Genomic DNA, 19,227 nt, shown 5'->3' with positions numbered 1-19,227 from the left:
GCTGCGCAAGGCCCGCAACCCTACCCCGATTCGCGCCCGCGGTCAGGTGGCGGACAGTAACTGTTTGATCTGCTGCAGCGTGGCCGGATCGTCGATGGTGGTCAGGTCGCCCGGGTCGCGCTGCTCGCAGACGGCCTGGATCGCCCGGCGCAGCAGCTTGCCGCTGCGGGTCTTGGGCAGGCCGCTCACGAAGCGCACGCGCGCGGGCCGCGCCAGAGCGCCGAGCTGGTCGGCCACGACCTTCATGATCTCGCCCTCGAGCTTGAGCGCCGCATCGGCGTCGGTCACGGCCAGGCCGTCCTTCGGCACGACGAAGGCCATCGCCACCTGCCCCTTGAGCGTGTCGGCCACGCCGACCACGGCCACTTCGGCCACGTTGGCATGGCCCGAGATGCTCTCCTCGATCTCGCGCGTGCCCAGGCGGTGGCCGGCGACGTTGATCACGTCGTCGGTGCGGCCCAGGATGTAGAAGTAACCGTCGGCATCGCGGATGCCCCAGTCGAAGGTCGAATAGACCATCTTGCCCGGCACGCTCTTCCAATAGGTGTTGACGAAGCGGGCGTCGTCCTTCCACACGGTCTGCATGAAGCCGGGCGGCGTCGGGCCCTCGACCACGACCACGCCCTTCTCGTTCGCGCCGGTGAGCTCCTCGCCGGTCGACTCGTGCAGGATCTTGATGCGGTAGCCGTACATCGGCACGCCGGGGCTGCCGAACTTGCTGGGCTTGGCCTCCACGCCGTTGGCGATGGTGATCATCGGCCAGCCCGACTCGGTCTGCCAGTAGTTGTCGATGATCGGCACGCCCAGGCCGTCGCTGATCCAGCGCGCGGTCGGTTCGTCCAGCGGTTCGCCGGCCAGGAACAGCGCGCGCAAGGTCGACAGGTCGTACTTCTTGAGCAGCGCGGGGTCCTGCTTCTTGAGCACGCGCACCGCGGTGGGCGCGCTGAACATCACCGTCACCTTGTACTTCTCGACCAGGCGCCACCAGATGCCGCCGTCAGGCTGCTGGTCGAGGCCCTGCGTGGGCAGACCCTCGTACATGATGGTGGCCATGCCCGCGATCAGCGGGCCGTAGACGATGTAGCTGTGGCCCACGACCCAGCCGATGTCGCTGGTCGAGAAGTAGGTTTCGCCGGGGCGGCCGTCGAAGATGTGCTTCATGCTCGCGGCCAGCGCCACGGCGTAGCCGCCCACGTCGCGCTGCACGCCCTTGGGCTTGCCGGTGGTGCCGCTGGTATAGATGGTGTAGCTGATCTCGGTCGATTCGAGCCAGGTGCAGGGCACCTGCGCATCCAGGTGCCTGTGCCTCAGTTCGCCCGCCAGATGGTCGCGACCGGCCACCAGCGTCATCGGCGCCAGGCCGCGGTCGGTCAGCAGCACGGCCTCGGGCTTGTGCTTCGACAGGCGGATGGCTTCGTCGAGCAGCGGCTTGTACGCGATGACCTTGCCACCGCGCGAACCGGCGTCGGCACTCACGACCACCTTGGGCTCGGCGTCCTCGATGCGCGTGGCCAGCGAGCCGCTGGCGAAACCGCCGAACACCACGCAATGAATGGCGCCGATGCGCGCGCAGGCCAGCATCGCGAAGGCGGCCTCGGGAATCATCGGCATGTAGATGAGCACGCGATCGCCCTTGCCCACGCCCAGTTCGACGAGGCTGGCGGCGGTGCGCTGCACCTCGGCATGCAGCTCGGCGAAGCTGTAGCTTTTCTCGGTGCCGGTCTCGGTCGACACGAAGATCAGCGCCGACTGGTCGCCCCGATCGGCCAGGTGCCGGTCGACGGCGTTGTGGCACAGGTTGGTGGTGCCGCCGACGAACCAGCGCGCGAACGGCGGCTGGCTGGCGTCGAGGATCTGCTGCGCGGGCGTGTGCCAGTCGATCAGCTTCGCCTGCTCGGCCCAGAAGGCCTCGGGCGCGTCGACGGACTGGCGGTAGAACTCTTCATAGCGGCTCATCGGGATCTGTCTCCTGTTTTATGGATGCCGTTCCGGACTCGCGCCGAAACTGAATTCATAATTATGGGGACCGATCTTGCGGGAAGCTGACAGCCGCGGCAATCCGGGCGCCCCCTTGCCGGGCCGCCCTTCGACAGCAATTCAGTAGATCAGCGGATCAGCGCCTGCAGGTCGCGGAACGCCGGATGCTCGGCGGTGCGCAGCCACTCGAAGCCGACCATCTCGGTGGTCACGAGCTCCGCGCCCGCGCCGGCCAGGCGGTCGAAGGCCGCGTCGCGGTTGCGCTCGGTGCGCGAACTGCAGGCGTCGGTGACGACCCACACGTCGAACTCGTCCTCGAGCAGGTCGAGCGCGGTCTGCAGCAGGCAGACATGGGCTTCGCAACCGGCGATGACGATGGTGTTGCGCTCTTCGGCCGCGGCTGGGGGCTTCTGCAGGTGCTTGGGCAGGCTGCGGGCGTTGCCCTGCGGTGCCGCCTTGGCGGGCGGACGCAGCCATTCGCCGAGCCCCTCTTCCACGCCGCTGAAATGCATCTTGGCCAGCGTCTTGCGGCAGAAGGCGCGGATCTCGGGCAGGTTCTCGCCCAGCTTGGACGGGTTCTGCTCGGTGCCCCAGACCGGCACGTCGACCCATTGCGCCATCTGGCCCAGGCGCGCCGCGTTGCGCGCCGCCGCTTCGCCTTCGAAGATCGCCGGCATCAGCCGCGCCTGGTAATCGACCAGGACGAGTTGGGATTGCGTGGCGTCGAGCAGCATGGACTTCTTCTTTCAGGTATCGGTTGAACTGGGCTGAACCGTACCACTGAAAAGCGCGGGTTTCACCGCGTCTTCCGCTGTTGCGACAGGGGTCGATCGCTGTGCCAGTTGCGCGAGGTAGGTCTTGAACAGCGCATCGGCCGACTGCCTGAACATGCGGATGCGCCCCGTGTGCTGCATCAGCAGCAGGCCGACGCCGTGCGCGAACAGCGCCGTGTTCTCCTGCTGCGCGAGGTCGGCATCGAGGCCCAACGCCAGCAGCGCCTCCTCGCAGGGGCGCAGGGCATCGTAGAGGCGGTCGTTCAATTCGTGATCGAGCGCGTGCGTCAGTCCCCGGGGACGCATGCCGTGCACCAGATAGAAGCCGAGGTCGAGGTCGCGCGGGTTCGCCGCGTAGAAGTTGAACCAGGCCTGGGCCTTGGCGGCCAGGGTCTGGTCGGGCCGGCGCTCAGACACCGCCACCTCGGCCACCGCGGCCTGCAGGCGCAGCAGCGACTCGTCGAGCAAGGCCGCGTAGATCGCCTCCTTGCTCTCGAAGTACGAATAGATGGCGCCCGGCGTGTAGCCGGCTTTCTTCGCGATTTCCCGGATGCTCGCGCCCTCGATGCCCGCCTCGGCAAACACCGTTCGAGCGGCGTCGAGCACCAGGGCGCGGCGGGCGTCGGTGAGGGTCTGGCGGCGTTGGAGCTTGGCGTGCATGGGCGGGACTATAGCCCTCGATCTGGTCGCCGATCACTTTTTCGAACATTGATCTAAAAATTGAACAGTGTTTAAATCTTCGTGCCAAACGGTCCAAAAACCCCCACGAGCCCCTGGAGACAACACGCATGAATGCCCCGCCTTCCGACGCCCTTCTCATGTCCGGCGCCGACTACCGTGAATCGCTGCGCCGCTACACGCCCACGGTGTTCGTCGACGGCCGCCGCGTCGCCAGCGTGGCCGACGAGCCCGCCTTCCAGCCCGGCATCAACGCCATCGCCCTCACCTACGACCACGCGCTGAAGTCCGAGTACGCGCCGCTCATGACCGCCGTGCAGCACACCAGCGGCAAACGGGTGAACCGGCTCTCGCACATCAACACGAGCTCGGGCGACCTGCTCAACAAGCTCGAGGCCGTGCGGCTGGTGTGCCAGGAAACCGGCTGCGCCCAGCGCTACCTGACGCACGACGCGCTCAACGCCATCGCGCAGGTGTCGGCGCGCATCGACGACGCGCGCGGCAGCACCGAGCACACCGCGCGCTTCCACAATTACCTGCACCGCATCCAGGACCAGGACCTGACCCTGGGCGTCGCCATGACCGACGCCAAGGGCGACCGCAGCCGCCGGCCGCACGAGCAGGCGAACATCGACAGCTACCTGCACGTGGTCGAGCGCAACGCGCGCGGCATCGTCATCTCGGGCACCAAGGCCATCGTGACCGGCGCGCCGTATGTTCATGAGCTGCTGGTCATGCCCTGCCGCAACATGGGCAAGGAAGACGCCGACTTCGCCGTCTGCTGCGCCGTTCCGCTCGATGCGCCCGGCCTCACCATCGTCGCGCGCCCGGCGGGCCGCCCCGGCGAAAAGCTGGAACACGGCGACGCTCTCTTCAGCCGCAAGTACGGCCAGAGCACCGGCGTGTGCATGTTCGACCGGGTGTTCGTGCCGTGGGAGCGCGTGTTCTATGCCGGCGAATGGGAGCACTCGGGCCACCTGACCTACAGCTACGCCACGCACCACCGCCACAGCTGCATCGCGGCCCGCGCCGGCTTCGGCGACCTGCTGATCGGCGCCGGCGCGCTGATGTGCGAGGCCAACGGCTTCGACCCCGGCAAGGAGAGCCACCTGCGCGAGCAGATGGTCGAGCTCATCACCATCACCGAGAGCTTCTTTGCCTGCGGCGTGGCGGCCAGCGTCTACGGCAAGGCCGACGACCACTGTGAGGTCTTCATGCCCGACCCGGTGTTCAGCAACATCGGCAAGCTGCTGCTGGCCACGAAGATCTATGACATGCACCGCATCGCCCACTACGTGAGCGGCGGCCTCATCGTCACCCTGCCCGGCCCCGACGAAGACCACAACCCCGAGACCGCGGCGCGGCTGTCCGACGTGTTGCGTGCCAACCCCGCCATTCCCTACGAGCAGCGCATCGAGACGGCCCGCTTCATCGAAGACCTCACGGCCGGCTATCAGGGCGGCTGGTACAGCGTGATCAGCCTGCATGGCGGCGGCTCGCCGGCGGCGATGAAGCAGGAGATCTGGCGCAACTACCCGGTCGGCTCGAAGGTCGAGCTGGTCGAGCGCCTGCTCGAGCGCGGCATCGCGGCCGACGGCACGCCGGCCGCCGCGCCGCACGACCCGCGCCGCGCCATCACGAAGAACCGCCAGCCCGGCAAGTGCTGCGACACCGGCTGCACTGTGCCGGGACAACCCGTGATGGTCGACCTGCCGGTTCCGGTGTCGCGCGCCTAGACTCCGGCGGATGCAGACCCTGTCACTCCTGCGCCGCCGCCTCGCCCTGCTCCTCGGCTCCGCCTCGTTGCTGCTGCTCGCCGGCTGCGGCGGGTTGCGCACCGCCGAGGCACCACTGGCCAGCACACTGGAAAAGAGCAGTTGCACCCGCAACGCCGACACGCTGATCGTGCTGCTGCCCGGCGCCTACTCGGCGCCCGAGGAGTTCGTGCGCGAAGGCTTCATCGACGCGCTGAACGAGAACCGGCTCGCCGTCGACACCCTGCGCGTCGATGCCCACATGGGCTACTACCGCAACAAGACCATCCTCGACCGGCTGGATCGGGACGTGATCGCACCGGCACGCCGCCAAGGCTACAAGGCGATCTGGATCGCGGGCATCTCGGTCGGCGGCTTCGGCGGACTGCTGTATGCCCAGACGCACCCTGGCGATCTCGCGGGCCTGGTCGTGCTGGCGCCCTACCTGGGCGAACGCGTGCTGAGCCAGGACATCGCCAATGCCGGCGGCGTGGCGCGCTGGCGCGGCCCGCTCGAAGCACCACCCGGCAGCGACCCACGCACGCCCAGCGACACGCAGCTGTGGCAATGGCTGCGCGGCTACGTCGGCCACACACGCACCTTCGGCGACCGGCCGCCGCTGTACCTGGGCTACGCGCTCGACGACCGCTTCGCCTTCAGCCACCGGTTGCTGGTCGGGGCGTTGCCGGCGGAACGCGTGGTCACGACCGAAGGCGGGCACGACTGGCCTGAATGGCGGCGGCTCTGGCGCCGCCTGCTGCCAACGCTGCCACTGCCAGGCTGCCCCGGCTGAGGCGCCCTTCAGTTCGGCCGCAGGCGCAGCAGCTTGCCGTCGGACTCCTCGGTGAGCACGTAGAGCAGGCCATCCGGCCCCTGCTTCACGTCGCGGATGCGGGCTCGGCCGTCGGCCAGCAGCTTGTGCTCGGCGACCACCTTGTCGTCCTTCAGCTCGATGCGATCGAGGTACCCGAACTTCAGCGAGCCCACGAACAGGTTGCCCTTCCAGCCGGCGCCGTAGCGGTCACTGGTCAGGAAGGCCATGCCCGAAGGCGCAATCGACGGCACCCAGTAATGCAGCGGCTGTTCCATGCCGTCCTTGCGGGTGATGCCGTCGCCGATCTTGCCGCCACCGTAGTTCTCGCCGTAGGTGATCACCGGCCAGCCGTGGTTGACGCCGGCGCGCGGGATGTTGATTTCGTCGCCGCCCTGCGGGCCGTGCTCCGTCATCCAGAAGCGACCATCGGGCGCGAGCGTCGCGCCCTGGCTGTTGCGATGGCCGTAGCTCCAGATCTCGGGCAGCGCACCCGGCTTGCCGACGAAGGGGTTGTCTTTCGGCACGCTGCCGTCCTTGGCGATGCGCACCACCTTGCCGTGGTGGTTGTCGAGCGTCTGCGCATCGTCCTTGCGGCTGAAGCGGTCGCCGAGCGTGAGGAACAGGTTGCCGTCGCGGGCTTCGACGATGCGGCAGCCGAAGTGCGCGCGGCTCGCGACCTTGGGCTTCTGGCTGAAGATGACCTTCAGCGCTTCCAGCTTCGTGCCATCGGCCGACAGGCGGGCGCGTGCAAGCGCGGTGCTGTTGGCCGATCCGCCGGACGCCTCGGGCTCCGAATAGCAGAAGTACAGGGTGCGGTTCTGCGCGAAGCCGCTGTCGGCCAGCACGTCGAGCAACCCGCCCTGCCCGCCCGCCGCGATGGGCGGCAGGCCCTGGATCGGCGCGCCCAGCTTGCCGTCGGCCGCCACCAGCCGCAGGCGGCCGGGCTTCTCGGTGACCACGAAACGCCCCTCCGGCAGGAAGGCCACGCCCCAGGGGTTTTCAAGACCGGAAGCGACGGTTTCGGTGCGCACCTGCGCCGTGGCCGCGCCAGCCAGGCCACACCCCGCGAGCACCAAGAGGCTTCCCAGGGAGCGAAGAAAGGAACGATTTCGCAGGTTCATGAAGATTTCCTGAATTTGAGGCCGTCTTGACAACAAATGGAATGCACATATCGACTTTTAAGACTTCGAAGTCATATCGGCCGAGGTGTTTACATTCGAATCCTTATGCCGCATAAACGTTCACCGTTACATTTTTTCTTCCGCCGGATCGAAAAAGTTTATGTAAATCAATGACTTACGCACGCATTCAACAATTCAGATTAAATTGACATAACTGCGCGTCATCAATATCCTACGCGCCATGCGTTTTTTCGTCCTACCCGTATCCCTCCTGTTCGCCGTGGCCGTCCACGCCGCCCCCCCTCAACAGGATCGATCGGATGAGATGGACCGAATCCTTGCCGAACGCGGCCTGGTCGGCCAGTTCCATCAGGTTCGTCAGACCGTCGCAGAGCGCACGTCCGACCTCGTCGTGACCGCCATCGGCTTCCTCGGCGTCCCCTACCGCCGTGGCGGCAACACCGCCGAATCCGGCTTCGATTGCAGCGGCTTCGTCCGCGCCATGTACAACCAGACCGTGGGCCACGTGCTCCCGCGCCGCGCCGAAGAACAGGCCGCCGCCACCGAGAAGATCGACCGCAGCCAGCTCAAGCCCGGCGACCTCGTGTTCTTCAACACCATGCGCCGCACCTTCAGCCACGTCGGCATCTACGTCGGCGAAGGCAAGTTCATCCACTCCCCCCGCTCCGGCGCCCAGGTCCGCGTCGAAGACATGAACGGCAGCTACTGGCAGCGTCGCTTCGACGGTGCCCGCCGCGTGCTCAGCGGCCAGGGCGACGAGGTCAAGGCCGCGGCCATGGGCACCGCCAGCGACTGATTCGGCACACCGAATCCAGGACGAAAAAAATCCCGCCGCGGCGGGATTTTTTGTGGGCGCTCGACAGGCGCCGTAGCGCCTCTCGATCAGGCCGCCTTCTTCGCCGGCGGCAGGTCCGTGCAGGTGCCGTGCGCCACTTCCGCCGCCATGCCGATGCTCTCGCCCAACGTCGGGTGCGGATGGATGGTCTTGCCGATGTCGATCTCGTCCGCGCCCATCTCGATGGCCAGCGCGATCTCGCCGATCATGTCGCCGGCGTGCGTGCCGACGATGCCGCCACCCAGGATGCGGTGCGTCTCGGCGTCGAACAGCAGCTTGGTGAAGCCTTCGTCGCGACCGTTGGCGATGGCGCGGCCCGATGCGGTCCACGGGAAGTGGCCCTTCTTGACCTTGATGCCTTCGGCCTTGGCTTGGTCTTCCGTGAGGCCGACCCATGCCACTTCGGGGTCGGTGTAGGCCACGCTGGGGATCACGCGGGCGTTGAAGGCGGCGCTGGACAGCTCCTTGTCGCCCTTCTGCTCGCCGGCGATCACTTCGGCCGCCACATGCGCCTCGTGCACCGCCTTGTGCGCCAGCATGGGCTGGCCCACGATGTCGCCGATGGCGAAGATGTGGGGCACGTTGGTGCGCATCTGGATGTCGACCGGAATGAAGCCGCGATCGCTCACCGTGATGCCGGCCTTCTCGGCGCCGATCTTCTTGCCGTTCGGGCTGCGACCCACGGCCTGCAGCACGAGGTCGTACACCTGCGGTTCCTTCGGCGCATTCTCGCCCTCGAAGGTGACCTTGATGCCTTCCTTCGTGACTTCGGCTCCGACCGTCTTGGTCTTGAGCATGATGTTGTCGAAGCGCGGCGCGTTCATCTTCTGCCAGACCTTCACGAGGTCGCGGTCGGCGCCCTGCATGAGGCCGTCGAGCATCTCGACCACATCGAGGCGCGCACCCAGCGTCGAATACACCGTGCCCATTTCGAGGCCGATGATGCCGCCGCCCAGCACCAGCATGCGCTTGGGGTCGGTGCCCATCTCGAGCGCACCGGTCGAGTCGACCACGCGCGGGTCCTTCGGCATGAAGGGCAGGCTGACCGACTGCGAGCCGGCCGCGATGATCGCGTTGCGGAACTTGACGGTCTGCTTCTTGCCGGTGGTGTCCCAGCTCGTGCCGGAGGTCTCTTCGACTTCCAGATGGTACGGGTCGATGAAGTTGCCCACGCCGCGCAGCACCGTCACCTTGCGCATCTTGGCCATGGCCGTGAGGCCGCCGGTGAGCTTGCCCACCACCTTGTTCTTGTGGCCGAGCAGCTTGGCGCGGTCGACCGTGGGCGCAGCGAAGCTCACACCCAGGTCGGCGAAGTGCTTGACCTCGTCCATGACGGACGCGACGTGCAGCAGCGCCTTCGAGGGAATGCAGCCGACGTTCAGGCACACGCCGCCGAGCGTGGCGTAGCGTTCGATGAGCACGACCTTCAGGCCGAGGTCGGCCGCGCGGAAGGCGGCCGAGTAGCCGCCGGGGCCGGCGCCGAGCACGACCACGTCGCACTCGACATCGACCTTGCCGCCGTAGCTGGATGCCGCCACGGGCGCCGCCGCAGCAGGGGCCGGTGCGGCCGCCTTGGGCGCAGGCGCAGCTGCCGCCGGTGCGGGTGCAGCAGCCGGCGCGGGCGCAGCGGCCCCGTCGACCTCGAGCGTCAGCACGACCGAGCCTTCCTTGACCTTGTCGCCCACCTTCACGGCCAGCGACTTCACCACGCCGGCGGCCGACGAGGGAATCTCCATCGAAGCCTTGTCCGATTCGACCGTGATGAGCGACTGCTCGGCCTTGACCGTGTCGCCGACGTTGACCAGCACCTCGATCACCGCGACTTCGTCGAAGTCGCCGATGTCCGGCACCTTGATGTGTTGTTCGCTCATTTGGACACTTTCAGTTTGAGTGTGAGAACGTCGGCCGGCAGGGCCGAATTGCGATCGAATTCGCAGGCGGCGGCGATGCCCGCCTCCGCCACGTCGCGCGCGCTGCGCGACTTGTTGTCATAGGCCGCGTGCATGGCGCCGAGCGCAAAGCTGCGTCCCGAGCCGATGGCCCAGTACTGCTTGAACTCGAACACCTCGCGGTAGCTGTAGATGCCGTAGATGCCACTCGGGTTGGCCAGCAGCATGGTGAACTGGCTGGACTCGTAGGGCTCGTGCTCGTCTTCCTTGGTCTGCATGAAGAACGAGTCCTTCAGCACCGGATGCAGCAGCGTGAAGGTGTGGAACACCTCGTGCTTGCTGCCGAACTGCAGCGCCTCGCGCGGCTGGGCGGCCAGCGCATGCTGGAGCACCAGCTGGTGCGCAGCAGCGCCCGCCACCGCGAACAGGCTCTGGCCCGCGGCATCCTCGACGGTGAAGATCTTCTGGTTCGCTTCGGCGTTGTGCGACATGCGCGTGTCGCCGAAGGTCACCAGCGAGTCTGCCGCCATCGTGACCTGGCCGCCTTTGCGGACGGCCACTACGGTGGTCATAGCAGGATGCGACGGTAGTCCGCGAGCACTTGCCCCAGGTAGGCGTTGAAACGCGCAGCCAGGGCGCCGTCGATCACGCGGTGGTCGTACGACAGCGACAGCGGCAGCGTGAGGCGCGGCACGAACTGCTTGCCGTCCCACACCGGCTTCATCTGACCCTTGGAGAGGCCGAGGATGGCCACTTCGGGGGCGTTGATGATGGGCGTGAAGTGCGTGCCGCCGATACCGCCGAGCGAGCTGATCGAGAAGCAGCCGCCCTGCATGTCGGCCGAACCGAGCTTGCCGTCGCGCGCCTTCTTGGCGAGTTCGCCCATCTCGGCGCTGATCTGCAGGATGCCCTTCTTGTCGGCATCCTTCAGCACCGGCACCACGAGCCCGTTGGGCGTGTCGGCCGCGAAGCCGATGTTGTAGTACTGCTTGTAGACGAGCTGGTCGCCGTCCAGGCTGGTGTTGAAGTCGGGGAATTTCTTCAGCGCCGCGACCACCGCCTTGATCACGAAGGCCAGCATCGTGACCTTGATGCCCGACTTCTCGTTCTCCTTGTTGGTGGAGACGCGGAAGGCCTCGAGCTCGGTGATGTCGGCTTCGTCGTTGTTGGTGACGTGCGGGATCATCACCCAGTTGCGGTGCAGGTTCGCGCCGCTGAGCTTCTTGATGCGCGACAGGTCCTTGCGCTCGACGGTGCCGAACTTCGTGAAGTCGACCTTCGGCCACGGGATGAGGCCCAGCGCCGCGCCGTCGCCACCACCACCGGCCGGCGCCTTGGCCGCCGAGGCCTTGGTGCTGGCTTGGCCGCTCATCACGGCCTTGGTGAAGTTCTGGACGTCTTCCTGCGTGATGCGGCCCTTGAGGCCGGAACCCTTGACCTCTTCGAGCGGCACGCCGAGTTCGCGCGCGAACTTGCGCACCGAGGGCGAGGCGTGCGGCAGGCTGCCGGTGGGGGCCGAGGTCGGCTGGTGGGCCGGGGCGGCTGCAGCAGGCGCTGCGGCAGCCGGCGCGCTGGCGGTTGCGGCGGCGGGCGCGGCAGCGGCAGCCTGTGCCGGCGCGGGCGCCGATGCGGGTGCGGCAGCCCCTGCGGCGCCTTCGAGCACCGCGATCAGGTCGCCGATGTTGACGGTGTCGCCGACCTTGACCTTGAGTTCCTTCAGCACGCCGGCGGCCGACGACGGGATTTCCATCGAGGCCTTGTCCGACTCCACCGTGATCAGCGACTGCTCGGCGGCGATGGTGTCACCCACCTTCACGAGCAGCTCGATGACCGCAACGTCCTTGAAGTCGCCGATGTCCGGCACCTTGACTTCGACCGGGCCAGAGGCAACCGGTGCGGCGGCGACGGGCGCGGGCGCTGCAACCGCCGCAGCGGGTGCCGCGGCAGCAGGCGCAGCGGCCGGTGCCGGGGCGGCGGCAGCCGCGCCCTCGGCCTCGACCACCAGCACCACCGAGCCTTCCTTGACCTTGTCGCCCACGGCGACCTTGATTTCCTTGACCACACCGGCCGTGGACGACGGGATTTCCATCGACGCCTTGTCCGATTCGACCGTGATGAGCGACTGTTCGGCCTTGACCGTGTCGCCCACCTTCACGAGCACCTCGATCACCGCGACTTCATCGAAATCGCCGATGTCCGGCACCTTCACTTCCACTGCTGCCATATCGTTGTCTCCCGCCGTCAGGCGCCGTTCGTTCGTTGGTTGTTGATGTTCAAGCGTAAAGCGGGTTGACCTTGTCGACATTGATGCCGTACTTCTTGATCGCTTCCACCACCTTGGCCACCGGCACGGTGCCATCTTCGCTCAGCGCCTTGAGCGCGGCCACGACGATGTAGTGACGATTGATCTCAAAGTGTTCGCGCAGCTTGGCGCGGAAGTCGCTGCGACCGAAACCGTCGGTGCCCAGCACCTTGTAGTTGCGGCCCTTGGGCACGAACGGACGGATCTGCTCGGCGTAGGCCTTCATGTAGTCGGTCGACGCGATCACCGGGCCGGTCGAGGCACCGAGCTGCTCGGCCACGAAGGGCACGCGCGGCGTCTGGTCGGGGTGCAGCAGGTTCCAGCGGTCGGCGTCCTGGCCGTCGCGGGTCAGCTCGTTGAAGCTCGGGCAGCTCCACACCGAAGCCGACACGCCCCACTCCTTCTCGAGCAGTTCCTGCGCGGCAAAGCTCTCGCGCAGGATGGTGCCGCTGCCCAGCAGTTGCACGGTCGGTGCTTCCTTGGCGCCCTTGGCGGCCTTGACCACCGGGCCCTGCTTGGACAGGTACATGCCCTTGATGATCTGCTCTTCGGTGCCGGGCTGCAGGCCGGGCATCGCGTAGTTCTCGTTGAGCAGCGTCAGGTAGTAGTAGACGTTGTCCTGCTTCTCGACCATGCGCTTCAAACCGTGGTGCAGGATCACGCCGACTTCGTGCGCGAAGGTCGGGTCGTAGCTCACGCAGTTCGGGATGGTGTTGGCCAGGATGTGGCTGTGACCGTCTTCGTGCTGCAGGCCTTCGCCGTTCAGCGTGGTGCGTCCCGAGGTGCCGCCCAGCAGGAAGCCGCGGGCCTGCATGTCGCCGGCCGCCCAGGCCAGGTCGCCGATGCGCTGGAAGCCGAACATCGAGTAGTACACGTAGAACGGCACCATGATGCGGTTGTTCGTGCTGTACGACGTGGCCGCCGCGATCCAGCTGGACATGCCGCCGGCTTCGTTGATGCCCTCTTGCAGGATCTGGCCGGCCTTGTCTTCCTTGTAGTACATGACCTGGTCCTTGTCGACCGGGGTGTACTGCTGACCGTGCGGGTTGTAGATGCCGATCTGGCGGAACAGGCCTTCCATGCCGAAGGTGCGGGCCTCGTCCACCAGGATGGGCACCACGCGCGGGCCCAGGGCCTTGTCGCGCAGCAGCTGCGTGAGGAAGCGCACGTAGGCTTGCGTGGTCGAGATCTCGCGGCCTTCGGCCGTGGGCTCCATCACCGCCTTGAAGGTGTCGAGTGAGGGCACCGTGAAGCTCTCGTCGGCCTTGACGCGGCGGTGCGGCAGGTAACCGCCCAGGGCCTTGCGGCGCTCGTGCAGGTAGCGCATTTCCGGCGTGTCGTCGGCCGGCTTGTAGAACGGCAGCTCGGCGATCTGGCTGTCGGGAATCGGGATGTTGAAGCGGTCGCGGAAGGCCTTGATGTCCTCGTCGCCGAGCTTCTTGGTCTGGTGGACCGTGTTCTTGCCTTCGCCGATCTTGCCCATGCCGAAGCCCTTGACGGTCTTGACGAGCAGCACCGAGGGCTGGCCCTTGTGGTTCTGGGCGGCGTGGAAGGCGGCGTACACCTTCTGCGAGTCGTGGCCGCCGCGCTGCAGGTTCCAGACCTCGTCGTCGGTCAGGTGCTCGACCATCTTCAGCGTGCGCGGATCGCGGCCGAAGAAGTTCTTGCGCACGTAGGCGCCGTCGTTGGCCTTGAACGACTGGTAGTCGCCGTCGTTGCACTCCATCATGATCTTGCGCAGCGCGCCGTCATGGTCCTTCTCGAGCAGGGCGTCCCAGCCCTTGCCCCAGATGAGCTTGATGACGTTCCAGTTGGCGCCGCGGAACTCGCCTTCGAGCTCCTGGATGATCTTGCCATTGCCGCGCACCGGGCCGTCCAGGCGCTGCAGGTTGCAGTTGATGACGAAGATCAGGTTGTCGAGGTTCTCGCGCGCGGCCAGGCCGATGGCGCCGAGCGATTCGACTTCGTCCATTTCGCCGTCGCCGCAGAACACCCACACCTTGCGGTTCTCGGTGTTGGCGATGCCGCGGGCGTGCAGGTACTTCAGGAAGCGCGCCTGGTAGATCGCCATCAGCGGGCCCAGGCCCATCGACACCGTGGGGAACTGCCAGAACTCGGGCATCAGCTTCGGATGCGGATAGCTCGACAGGCCCTTGCCGTCCACTTCCTGGCGGAAGTTGAGCAACTGGTCTTCGGAGAGGCGACCTTCGAGGTAGGCGCGGGCGTAGATGCCGGGCGACACGTGGCCCTGGATGTACAGCAGGTCGCCGCCGTGGTTTTCGCTCTCGGCGTGCCAGAAGTGGTTGAAGCCGGCGCCGAACATGCTGGCCAGCGAGGCGAAGGAGCCGATGTGGCCGCCCAGGTCACCGCCTTCGGGCGGGTGGATGCGGTTGGCCTTGACCACCATGGCCATGGCGTTCCAGCGCATGTAGGCGCGCAGGCGCTGTTCGATCTCGAGGTTGCCGGGGCTGCGGGCTTCCACGCCCGGCTCGATGGTGTTCACGTAGCCGGTGTTGGCCGAGAACGGCATGTCGACGCTGTTCTGGCGCGCATGTTCGAGCAGTTGTTCGAGCAGGAAGTGCGCCCGCTCGGGCCCTTCGCTCTGGATGACGGAAGACAGTGCATCCATCCATTCACGCGTCTCCTGGGCGTCCGCATCGTTTGCGGCCGAGCCGAACAGGTTCTCGGGATTTGCCGACATGCTTGTCTCTCCTTTTAGGGCTGTGGCTGTAATTTAGTGCGCTGGGCACCGAGCGCGCCGGAGTTTCGCATAGAAGTTTCCCTATTTCAAATAGTGCTTGTTGATTTCTTATTATGAAATATCAAGGAAGCACGTCCCCTGCAGGGCCTCTTGCCCGGGAGGGCCATCACCTAAACTCCGCCCATGCCCCTTTCCTCCCCGCTCGCGGTCGCCCGCAGTGCCGTCAAAGCCTCGCCGCTGTCCTGGTGGCGCACGTGGTGGCGCAAGCAGACACCCGTGCTGCAGGACGCCGTCGCGATGCTCGCGCCGATGGCGGCCGTGCTGCTGTTTCTCGCGGCCATCGTGTCGGCGTTCTGGTACCTGCGCTCCGAAGAAGTCGAGCGCGAGCAGGAGTCGGTGCGACGCGATGTCGAGTACGCGCAACAGCGCATGCGCCTGCGTTTGCTGGAGCGGCAGGAACAGCTGATGCGCATCGCGCGCGATGCCTCCAACCGCGAGATCGACCCGGTCGAGTTCACGAGCCGCGCCGAGTCGCTGGTGAGCCAGTTCCCCGAGCTGCAGACCATCAGCTGGATCGACGATCGCCGCCGCTTCAAGGCCGGCTATGCCGCGCCCAGCGTGCATCCGGCGCAACAGCACCTGATCGGCGACGTGCTGCGCCCCGGCGACATCGAAAGCAACTACGCCTTGGCGCGCGAGCTGCGCCAGCCGGTGTACTCGCAGCCCGTGGCCGGCGGCGAGCCCGCTGCGATGCTGCAGCTTCACATCCCGCTGTTCGACCAGGGCCTGTTCGCTGGCGTCGTGCTCGGCGAGTTCTCCATCGACGGCCTGCTGCGCTACGGCATGCCCTCCGAGGTGCAGGCGCGCTACGCCGTCTCGTTGCTCGACGCCAAGGGCAACGTCATCGCCGGCAACACCACGCCGCTGAAGAACAGCGGCACCCGCCTGCTGCCCTGGACCGAAGCCACCAACGAATACGAAGTGCCGGTGTCGCCCGTGGGCAATGCGCTGATGCTGCGCGCGCAGGCCTACCGCACCTCGCAGGGGGTGGTGGGCAACGGCCTCTTCTGGCTCGTGTGCGCCCTCAGCGTGATGACCAGCTGGATGCTGATCGGCACCTGGCGCCACACGCGCCGCCGCCTGCAGGCGCAGCAGCGGCTGGTCGCCGAGACCAACTTCCGCCGCGCGATGGAAAACTCCATGCTCACCGGCATGCGCGTGCTCGACCTGCAAGGCCGCATCACCTACGTGAACGCCGCGTTCTGCGCCATGACGGGCTGGAGCGAAGACGAGCTGGTCGGCCAGACGCCGCCCTTCCCCTACTGGCTCGAATCCGACCGCGAGGTGATGAACGAGCGCCTCGAAGAAGAGCTGCACGGCCGCGCCCTGCCCGGCGGCTTCCAGGTGCGCGTGAAGCGCAAGAACGGCAGCGTGTTCAACGCGCGCCTGTATGTGTCGCCGCTGATCGACGCGCGCGGCCACCAGACCGGCTGGATGACGTCGATGACCGACATCACCGAACCGACGCGCATCCGCGAGCAGCTGTCCGCCTCGTACGAACGCTTCACCACCGTGCTCGAGGCGCTCGACGCTGCCGTGTCGGTGGCACCCATCGGCAGCGAGGAACTGCTGTTCGCCAACAAGCTGTACCGCCTGTGGTTCGGCTCCGACACCGTGGGCCACCTGGGCATGGTGGCGCAGGCCGGCGTGCCGCCGTCGAACGCGCACGACGAAGGCCTGGACGACGTCGACCCCTACGCCGGCCTGCCGATCGACACACTCACCGCCGCCCAGACCGCGAACAACGAGATCTTCGTGCCGCACCTGGGCAAGTGGCTCGAGGTGCGCTCGCGCTACCTGACCTGGGTCGACGGGCGCCTGGCGCAGCTCGTGATCGCCACCGACATCACGCCGCGCCGCGACGCCGAAGAGCAGGCCGCCGCGCAGGCCGACAAGGCCCAGGCCGCGAGCCGCCTGATCACCATGGGCGAAATGGCGTCGAGCGTGGCACACGAGTTGAACCAGCCGCTCACCGCCATCGCCAACTACTGCAACGGGATGATGTCGCGCATCAAGGGGCAGACGATCGACAACGACGCCCTGCTCGCCGCGCTCGAAAAAACCTCGAAGCAGGCACAGCGCGCGGGCCAGATCATCCAGCGCATCCGCTCCTTCGTGAAACGCAGCGAACCCAACCGCACGCCGGCCGACGTCGCCACCATGGTGAGCGAGGCGGTCGAACTCGCGGGCATCGAGCTGCGCCGGCGCAACGTGCGCCTGAACCACTACGTGGCCGCGCGGCTGCCGGTGGTGCGCGTCGACCCGATCCTCATCGAGCAGGTGATGGTCAACCTGCTGAAGAACGCGGCCGAATCCATCGACATTGCCGACCGCCCGCTGGCGCGCCGCAGCGTCGAACTGCGCGTGCTGCCCAAGGTGATCGAGGGGCACAATGCCATCGAGTTCTCGGTGCAGGACACGGGCAAAGGGCTCTCCCCCGAGGTCATGGACCGGCTCTACGAAGCCTTCTTCTCCACCAAGCCCGAGGGCATGGGCATCGGGCTCAACCTGTGCCGCACCATCGTCGAGTCGCACCGCGGCCGGATGCAGGCGGAGAACATCTACAATGGCCCGGATGTGATCGGATGCCGTTTTTCCTTCTGGATTCCGGTGTTGGACGCTATCAGTTCCGTAGCAAGCGACGAGGCAAAGGTACCTGCATGAGTTTGATTCCGAAGAAGGGCACGGTCTATGTCGTCGATGACGACGAAGCCGTACGCGATTCGCTGCAATGGCTGCTCGAAGGCAAGGACTACAGAGTCCGCTGTTTCGAGTCCGCCGAATCCTTTCTCTCCCGATACGACCCGCGCGAAGTCGCCTGTCTGATCGTCGATATCCGCATGGCCGGCATGACCGGCCTCGAATTGCAGGATCGACTGATCGAACGGCGTTCTCCGTTGCCGATCGTGGTCATCACCGGCCACGGCGACGTGCCGATGGCGGTCGACAGCATGAAGAAGGGCGCGATGGATTTCATCCAGAAGCCCTTCAACGACGAAGAACTCGTGTCGTTGGTCGAGCGCATGCTCGAACACGCACGCGGCGCCTTCACGCAGCACCAGCAGTCGGCCAGCCGCGACGCGCTGCTGTCCAAGCTCACCGGCCGCGAGGCGCAGGTGCTTGAGCGCATCGTTGCCGGCCGCCTGAACAAGCAGATCGCCGACGACCTGGGCATCAGCATCAAGACGGTGGAGGCGCACCGCGCCAACATCATGGAAAAGCTCAACGCCAACACCGTGGCCGATCTGCTCAAGATCGCGCTCGGGCAAGCGGCCCCCGCGGCCAAGGCCTCCTGAGCCGCAGCTATCCCTGCGATAGCCACGCACCTTCCCCACGCCTGCGCAAGCGGGCGTTTTTACTTGGAAAATCAAAACCGATGACCGCCCAACTGATCGACGGCAACGCCCTCGCCAAAACCATCCGCGCCGAGGTGTCCGGCCGCACCGCTGCGCTGAAGGCACGCGGCGTGAACCCGGCCCTGTCCATCATTTTGGTGGGCAGCGATCCGGCGAGCCAGGTCTACACCAAGCACAAGGTCAACGACAGCACCGAAACCGGCCTGCAGGCCACGCTCGAGACCTACCCCGCCGACCTGAGCGAGGCCGACCTGCTGGCACGCATCCGCGCCCTCAACGACGACCCCAAGGTGCACGGCATCCTCGTTCAATTGCCGTTGCCCAAGCACATGGACAGCCAGAAGGTCATCGAGACCATCTCGCCCGCCAAGGACGTCGACGGCTTCCACGTGGCCAGCGCCGGCGCGCTGATGACCGGCGCCCCGGGCTTCTGGCCCTGCACGCCGCACGGCTGCATGAAGATGCTCGAATCGATCGGCTACGACCTGCGCGGCAAGCACGCCGTGGTCATCGGCCGCAGCAACATCGTCGGCAAGCCGATGGCCATGATGCTGCTGGCCAAGAGCGCCACCGTGACCATCTGCCACAGCGCCACGAAAGACCTGGGCGCCCTCACGCGCCAGGCCGACGTGGTCGTCGCCGCCGTGGGCAAGCTCGACCTGCTGACCGCCGACATGGTGAAGCCCGGCGCCGTCGTCATCGACGTGGGCATGAACCGCAAGGCCGACGGCAAGCTGGCCGGCGACGTCGATTTCGACGGCGTGAAGGAAGTGGCCGGCTGGATCACCCCCGTGCCCGGCGGCGTCGGCCCGATGACGCGCGCCATGCTTCTGGTCAACACCCTTGAAGCGGCCGAACGCGCCGCAAGATAAGAACCACCCCGTTGTTGGCTCACTGCGTGTAGCCGCCTCCCCCTCAAGGGGCACCACCGGCGACCCGGCAAAGC

The 19,227-nt window shown here is 66.6% G+C and carries 14 protein-coding genes; 6 read left to right on the top strand and 8 right to left on the bottom strand.

All coding sequences use genetic code 11. The annotated features are described in order from the left end of the window. Positions 1 to 42: 42 nt before the first annotated feature. The 3 genes from AC07O4_RS03130 to AC07O4_RS03120 all read right to left on the bottom strand — a co-directional run bounded on the left by AC07O4_RS03130 (position 43) and on the right by AC07O4_RS03120 (position 3,410). On the bottom strand, positions 43 to 1,956 hold the full coding sequence (locus AC07O4_RS03130) for a propionate--CoA ligase (protein ID WP_492743839.1): 1,914 nt from the start codon (positions 1,954 to 1,956) through the stop codon (positions 43 to 45). 149 nt (positions 1,957 to 2,105) lie between these two features. Beyond that, the gene (locus AC07O4_RS03125) at positions 2,106 to 2,711 is read right to left on the bottom strand and encodes an isochorismatase family protein (RefSeq protein WP_062480816.1); all 606 of its coding nucleotides are present in this window, start codon (positions 2,709 to 2,711) and stop codon (positions 2,106 to 2,108) included. Between the two features lie 12 nt (positions 2,712 to 2,723). Beyond that, entirely contained in the window at positions 2,724 to 3,410 is a 687-nt protein-coding gene (locus tag AC07O4_RS03120) for a TetR/AcrR family transcriptional regulator (RefSeq protein WP_495303743.1), read from the bottom strand. A 128-nt stretch (positions 3,411 to 3,538) separates the two neighbouring features. On the opposite strand from AC07O4_RS03120, the gene AC07O4_RS03115 reads away from it, so the two are divergent. Continuing rightward, on the top strand, positions 3,539 to 5,164 hold the full coding sequence (locus tag AC07O4_RS03115) for a 4-hydroxyphenylacetate 3-hydroxylase family protein (RefSeq protein ID WP_495303742.1): 1,626 nt from the start codon (positions 3,539 to 3,541) through the stop codon (positions 5,162 to 5,164). Between the two features lie 10 nt (positions 5,165 to 5,174). Continuing rightward, positions 5,175 to 5,975, top strand: a complete 801-nt coding sequence (locus AC07O4_RS03110; protein ID WP_495303741.1) for an alpha/beta hydrolase — start codon at positions 5,175 to 5,177, stop codon at positions 5,973 to 5,975. 8 nt (positions 5,976 to 5,983) lie between these two features. On the opposite strand, the gene AC07O4_RS03105 is transcribed toward AC07O4_RS03110, so the two are convergent. After that, positions 5,984 to 7,117: a PQQ-dependent sugar dehydrogenase gene (locus tag AC07O4_RS03105; protein WP_495303740.1), complete on the bottom strand. Its 1,134-nt coding sequence runs from the start codon at positions 7,115 to 7,117 to the stop codon at positions 5,984 to 5,986. Positions 7,118 to 7,358: 241 nt separating this feature from the next. Between AC07O4_RS03105 and AC07O4_RS03100 the strand changes: the two genes are divergently transcribed. Next, a complete protein-coding gene (locus tag AC07O4_RS03100; RefSeq protein WP_062480809.1) occupies positions 7,359 to 7,934 on the top strand; it encodes a C40 family peptidase in 576 nt (191 codons plus the stop codon). 86 nt (positions 7,935 to 8,020) lie between these two features. Here AC07O4_RS03100 and lpdA read toward each other — a convergent pair whose 3' ends face one another. The 4 genes from lpdA to aceE are packed head-to-tail and all read right to left on the bottom strand — an operon-like array spanning position 8,021 to position 14,865. Beyond that, positions 8,021 to 9,844, bottom strand: coding sequence for a dihydrolipoyl dehydrogenase (gene lpdA / locus AC07O4_RS03095; protein ID WP_495303739.1), 1,824 nt, complete (start codon positions 9,842 to 9,844; stop codon positions 8,021 to 8,023). Beyond that, positions 9,841 to 10,434: an MFS transporter gene (locus AC07O4_RS03090; protein ID WP_495303738.1), complete on the bottom strand. Its 594-nt coding sequence runs from the start codon at positions 10,432 to 10,434 to the stop codon at positions 9,841 to 9,843. Before AC07O4_RS03090 ends, lpdA begins: the two co-directional genes overlap by 4 nt. Beyond that, positions 10,431 to 12,086 carry a dihydrolipoyllysine-residue acetyltransferase gene (aceF, locus tag AC07O4_RS03085; RefSeq protein WP_495303737.1) on the bottom strand — a complete coding sequence of 552 codons (1,656 nt, stop codon included), beginning with the start codon at positions 12,084 to 12,086 and terminating at the stop codon, positions 10,431 to 10,433. Before aceF ends, AC07O4_RS03090 begins: the two co-directional genes overlap by 4 nt. A gap of 49 nt (positions 12,087 to 12,135) precedes the next feature. Next, entirely contained in the window at positions 12,136 to 14,865 is a 2,730-nt protein-coding gene (aceE, locus tag AC07O4_RS03080) for a pyruvate dehydrogenase (acetyl-transferring), homodimeric type (RefSeq protein ID WP_062479935.1), read from the bottom strand. Between the two features lie 183 nt (positions 14,866 to 15,048). Here aceE and AC07O4_RS03075 point away from each other — a divergent pair, with 183 nt between their 5' ends. From AC07O4_RS03075 to folD, 3 genes are all read left to right on the top strand, one after another. Further along, the gene (locus tag AC07O4_RS03075) at positions 15,049 to 17,589 is read left to right on the top strand and encodes a PAS domain-containing sensor histidine kinase (protein WP_062479933.1); all 2,541 of its coding nucleotides are present in this window, start codon (positions 15,049 to 15,051) and stop codon (positions 17,587 to 17,589) included. Next, positions 17,586 to 18,221: a response regulator transcription factor gene (locus tag AC07O4_RS03070; RefSeq protein ID WP_056580071.1), complete on the top strand. Its 636-nt coding sequence runs from the start codon at positions 17,586 to 17,588 to the stop codon at positions 18,219 to 18,221. The genes AC07O4_RS03075 and AC07O4_RS03070 overlap by 4 nt, the downstream gene beginning before the upstream one ends. 80 nt (positions 18,222 to 18,301) lie before the next feature. Then, positions 18,302 to 19,153 carry a bifunctional methylenetetrahydrofolate dehydrogenase/methenyltetrahydrofolate cyclohydrolase FolD gene (folD, locus tag AC07O4_RS03065; RefSeq protein ID WP_495303736.1) on the top strand — a complete coding sequence of 284 codons (852 nt, stop codon included), beginning with the start codon at positions 18,302 to 18,304 and terminating at the stop codon, positions 19,151 to 19,153. Positions 19,154 to 19,227 lie beyond the last annotated feature (74 nt).

It is taken from the genome of Variovorax sp. GW821-FHT09D04, assembly GCF_059416405.1.
The sequence above is the reverse complement of the archived record's forward strand: the minus strand, read 5'-3'. Positions and strand labels throughout refer to the sequence as shown.

Coding starts and splice junctions, on each gene's coding strand:
- AC07O4_RS03100 (WP_062480809.1), top strand. CDS start 7,359: ATGCGTTTTTTCGTCCTACCCGTATCCCTCCTGTTCGCCGTGGCCGTC.
- folD (WP_495303736.1), top strand. CDS start 18,302: ATGACCGCCCAACTGATCGACGGCAACGCCCTCGCCAAAACCATCCGC.
- AC07O4_RS03120 (WP_495303743.1), bottom strand. CDS start 3,410: ATGCACGCCAAGCTCCAACGCCGCCAGACCCTCACCGACGCCCGCCGC.
- lpdA (WP_495303739.1), bottom strand. CDS start 9,844: ATGAGCGAACAACACATCAAGGTGCCGGACATCGGCGACTTCGACGAA.
- AC07O4_RS03075 (WP_062479933.1), top strand. CDS start 15,049: ATGCCCCTTTCCTCCCCGCTCGCGGTCGCCCGCAGTGCCGTCAAAGCC.
- AC07O4_RS03130 (WP_492743839.1), bottom strand. CDS start 1,956: ATGAGCCGCTATGAAGAGTTCTACCGCCAGTCCGTCGACGCGCCCGAG.
- aceE (WP_062479935.1), bottom strand. CDS start 14,865: ATGTCGGCAAATCCCGAGAACCTGTTCGGCTCGGCCGCAAACGATGCG.
- AC07O4_RS03110 (WP_495303741.1), top strand. CDS start 5,175: ATGCAGACCCTGTCACTCCTGCGCCGCCGCCTCGCCCTGCTCCTCGGC.
- AC07O4_RS03125 (WP_062480816.1), bottom strand. CDS start 2,711: ATGCTGCTCGACGCCACGCAATCCCAACTCGTCCTGGTCGATTACCAG.
- AC07O4_RS03115 (WP_495303742.1), top strand. CDS start 3,539: ATGAATGCCCCGCCTTCCGACGCCCTTCTCATGTCCGGCGCCGACTAC.
- aceF (WP_495303737.1), bottom strand. CDS start 12,086: ATGGCAGCAGTGGAAGTGAAGGTGCCGGACATCGGCGATTTCGATGAA.
- AC07O4_RS03070 (WP_056580071.1), top strand. CDS start 17,586: ATGAGTTTGATTCCGAAGAAGGGCACGGTCTATGTCGTCGATGACGAC.
- AC07O4_RS03105 (WP_495303740.1), bottom strand. CDS start 7,117: ATGAACCTGCGAAATCGTTCCTTTCTTCGCTCCCTGGGAAGCCTCTTG.
- AC07O4_RS03090 (WP_495303738.1), bottom strand. CDS start 10,434: ATGACCACCGTAGTGGCCGTCCGCAAAGGCGGCCAGGTCACGATGGCG.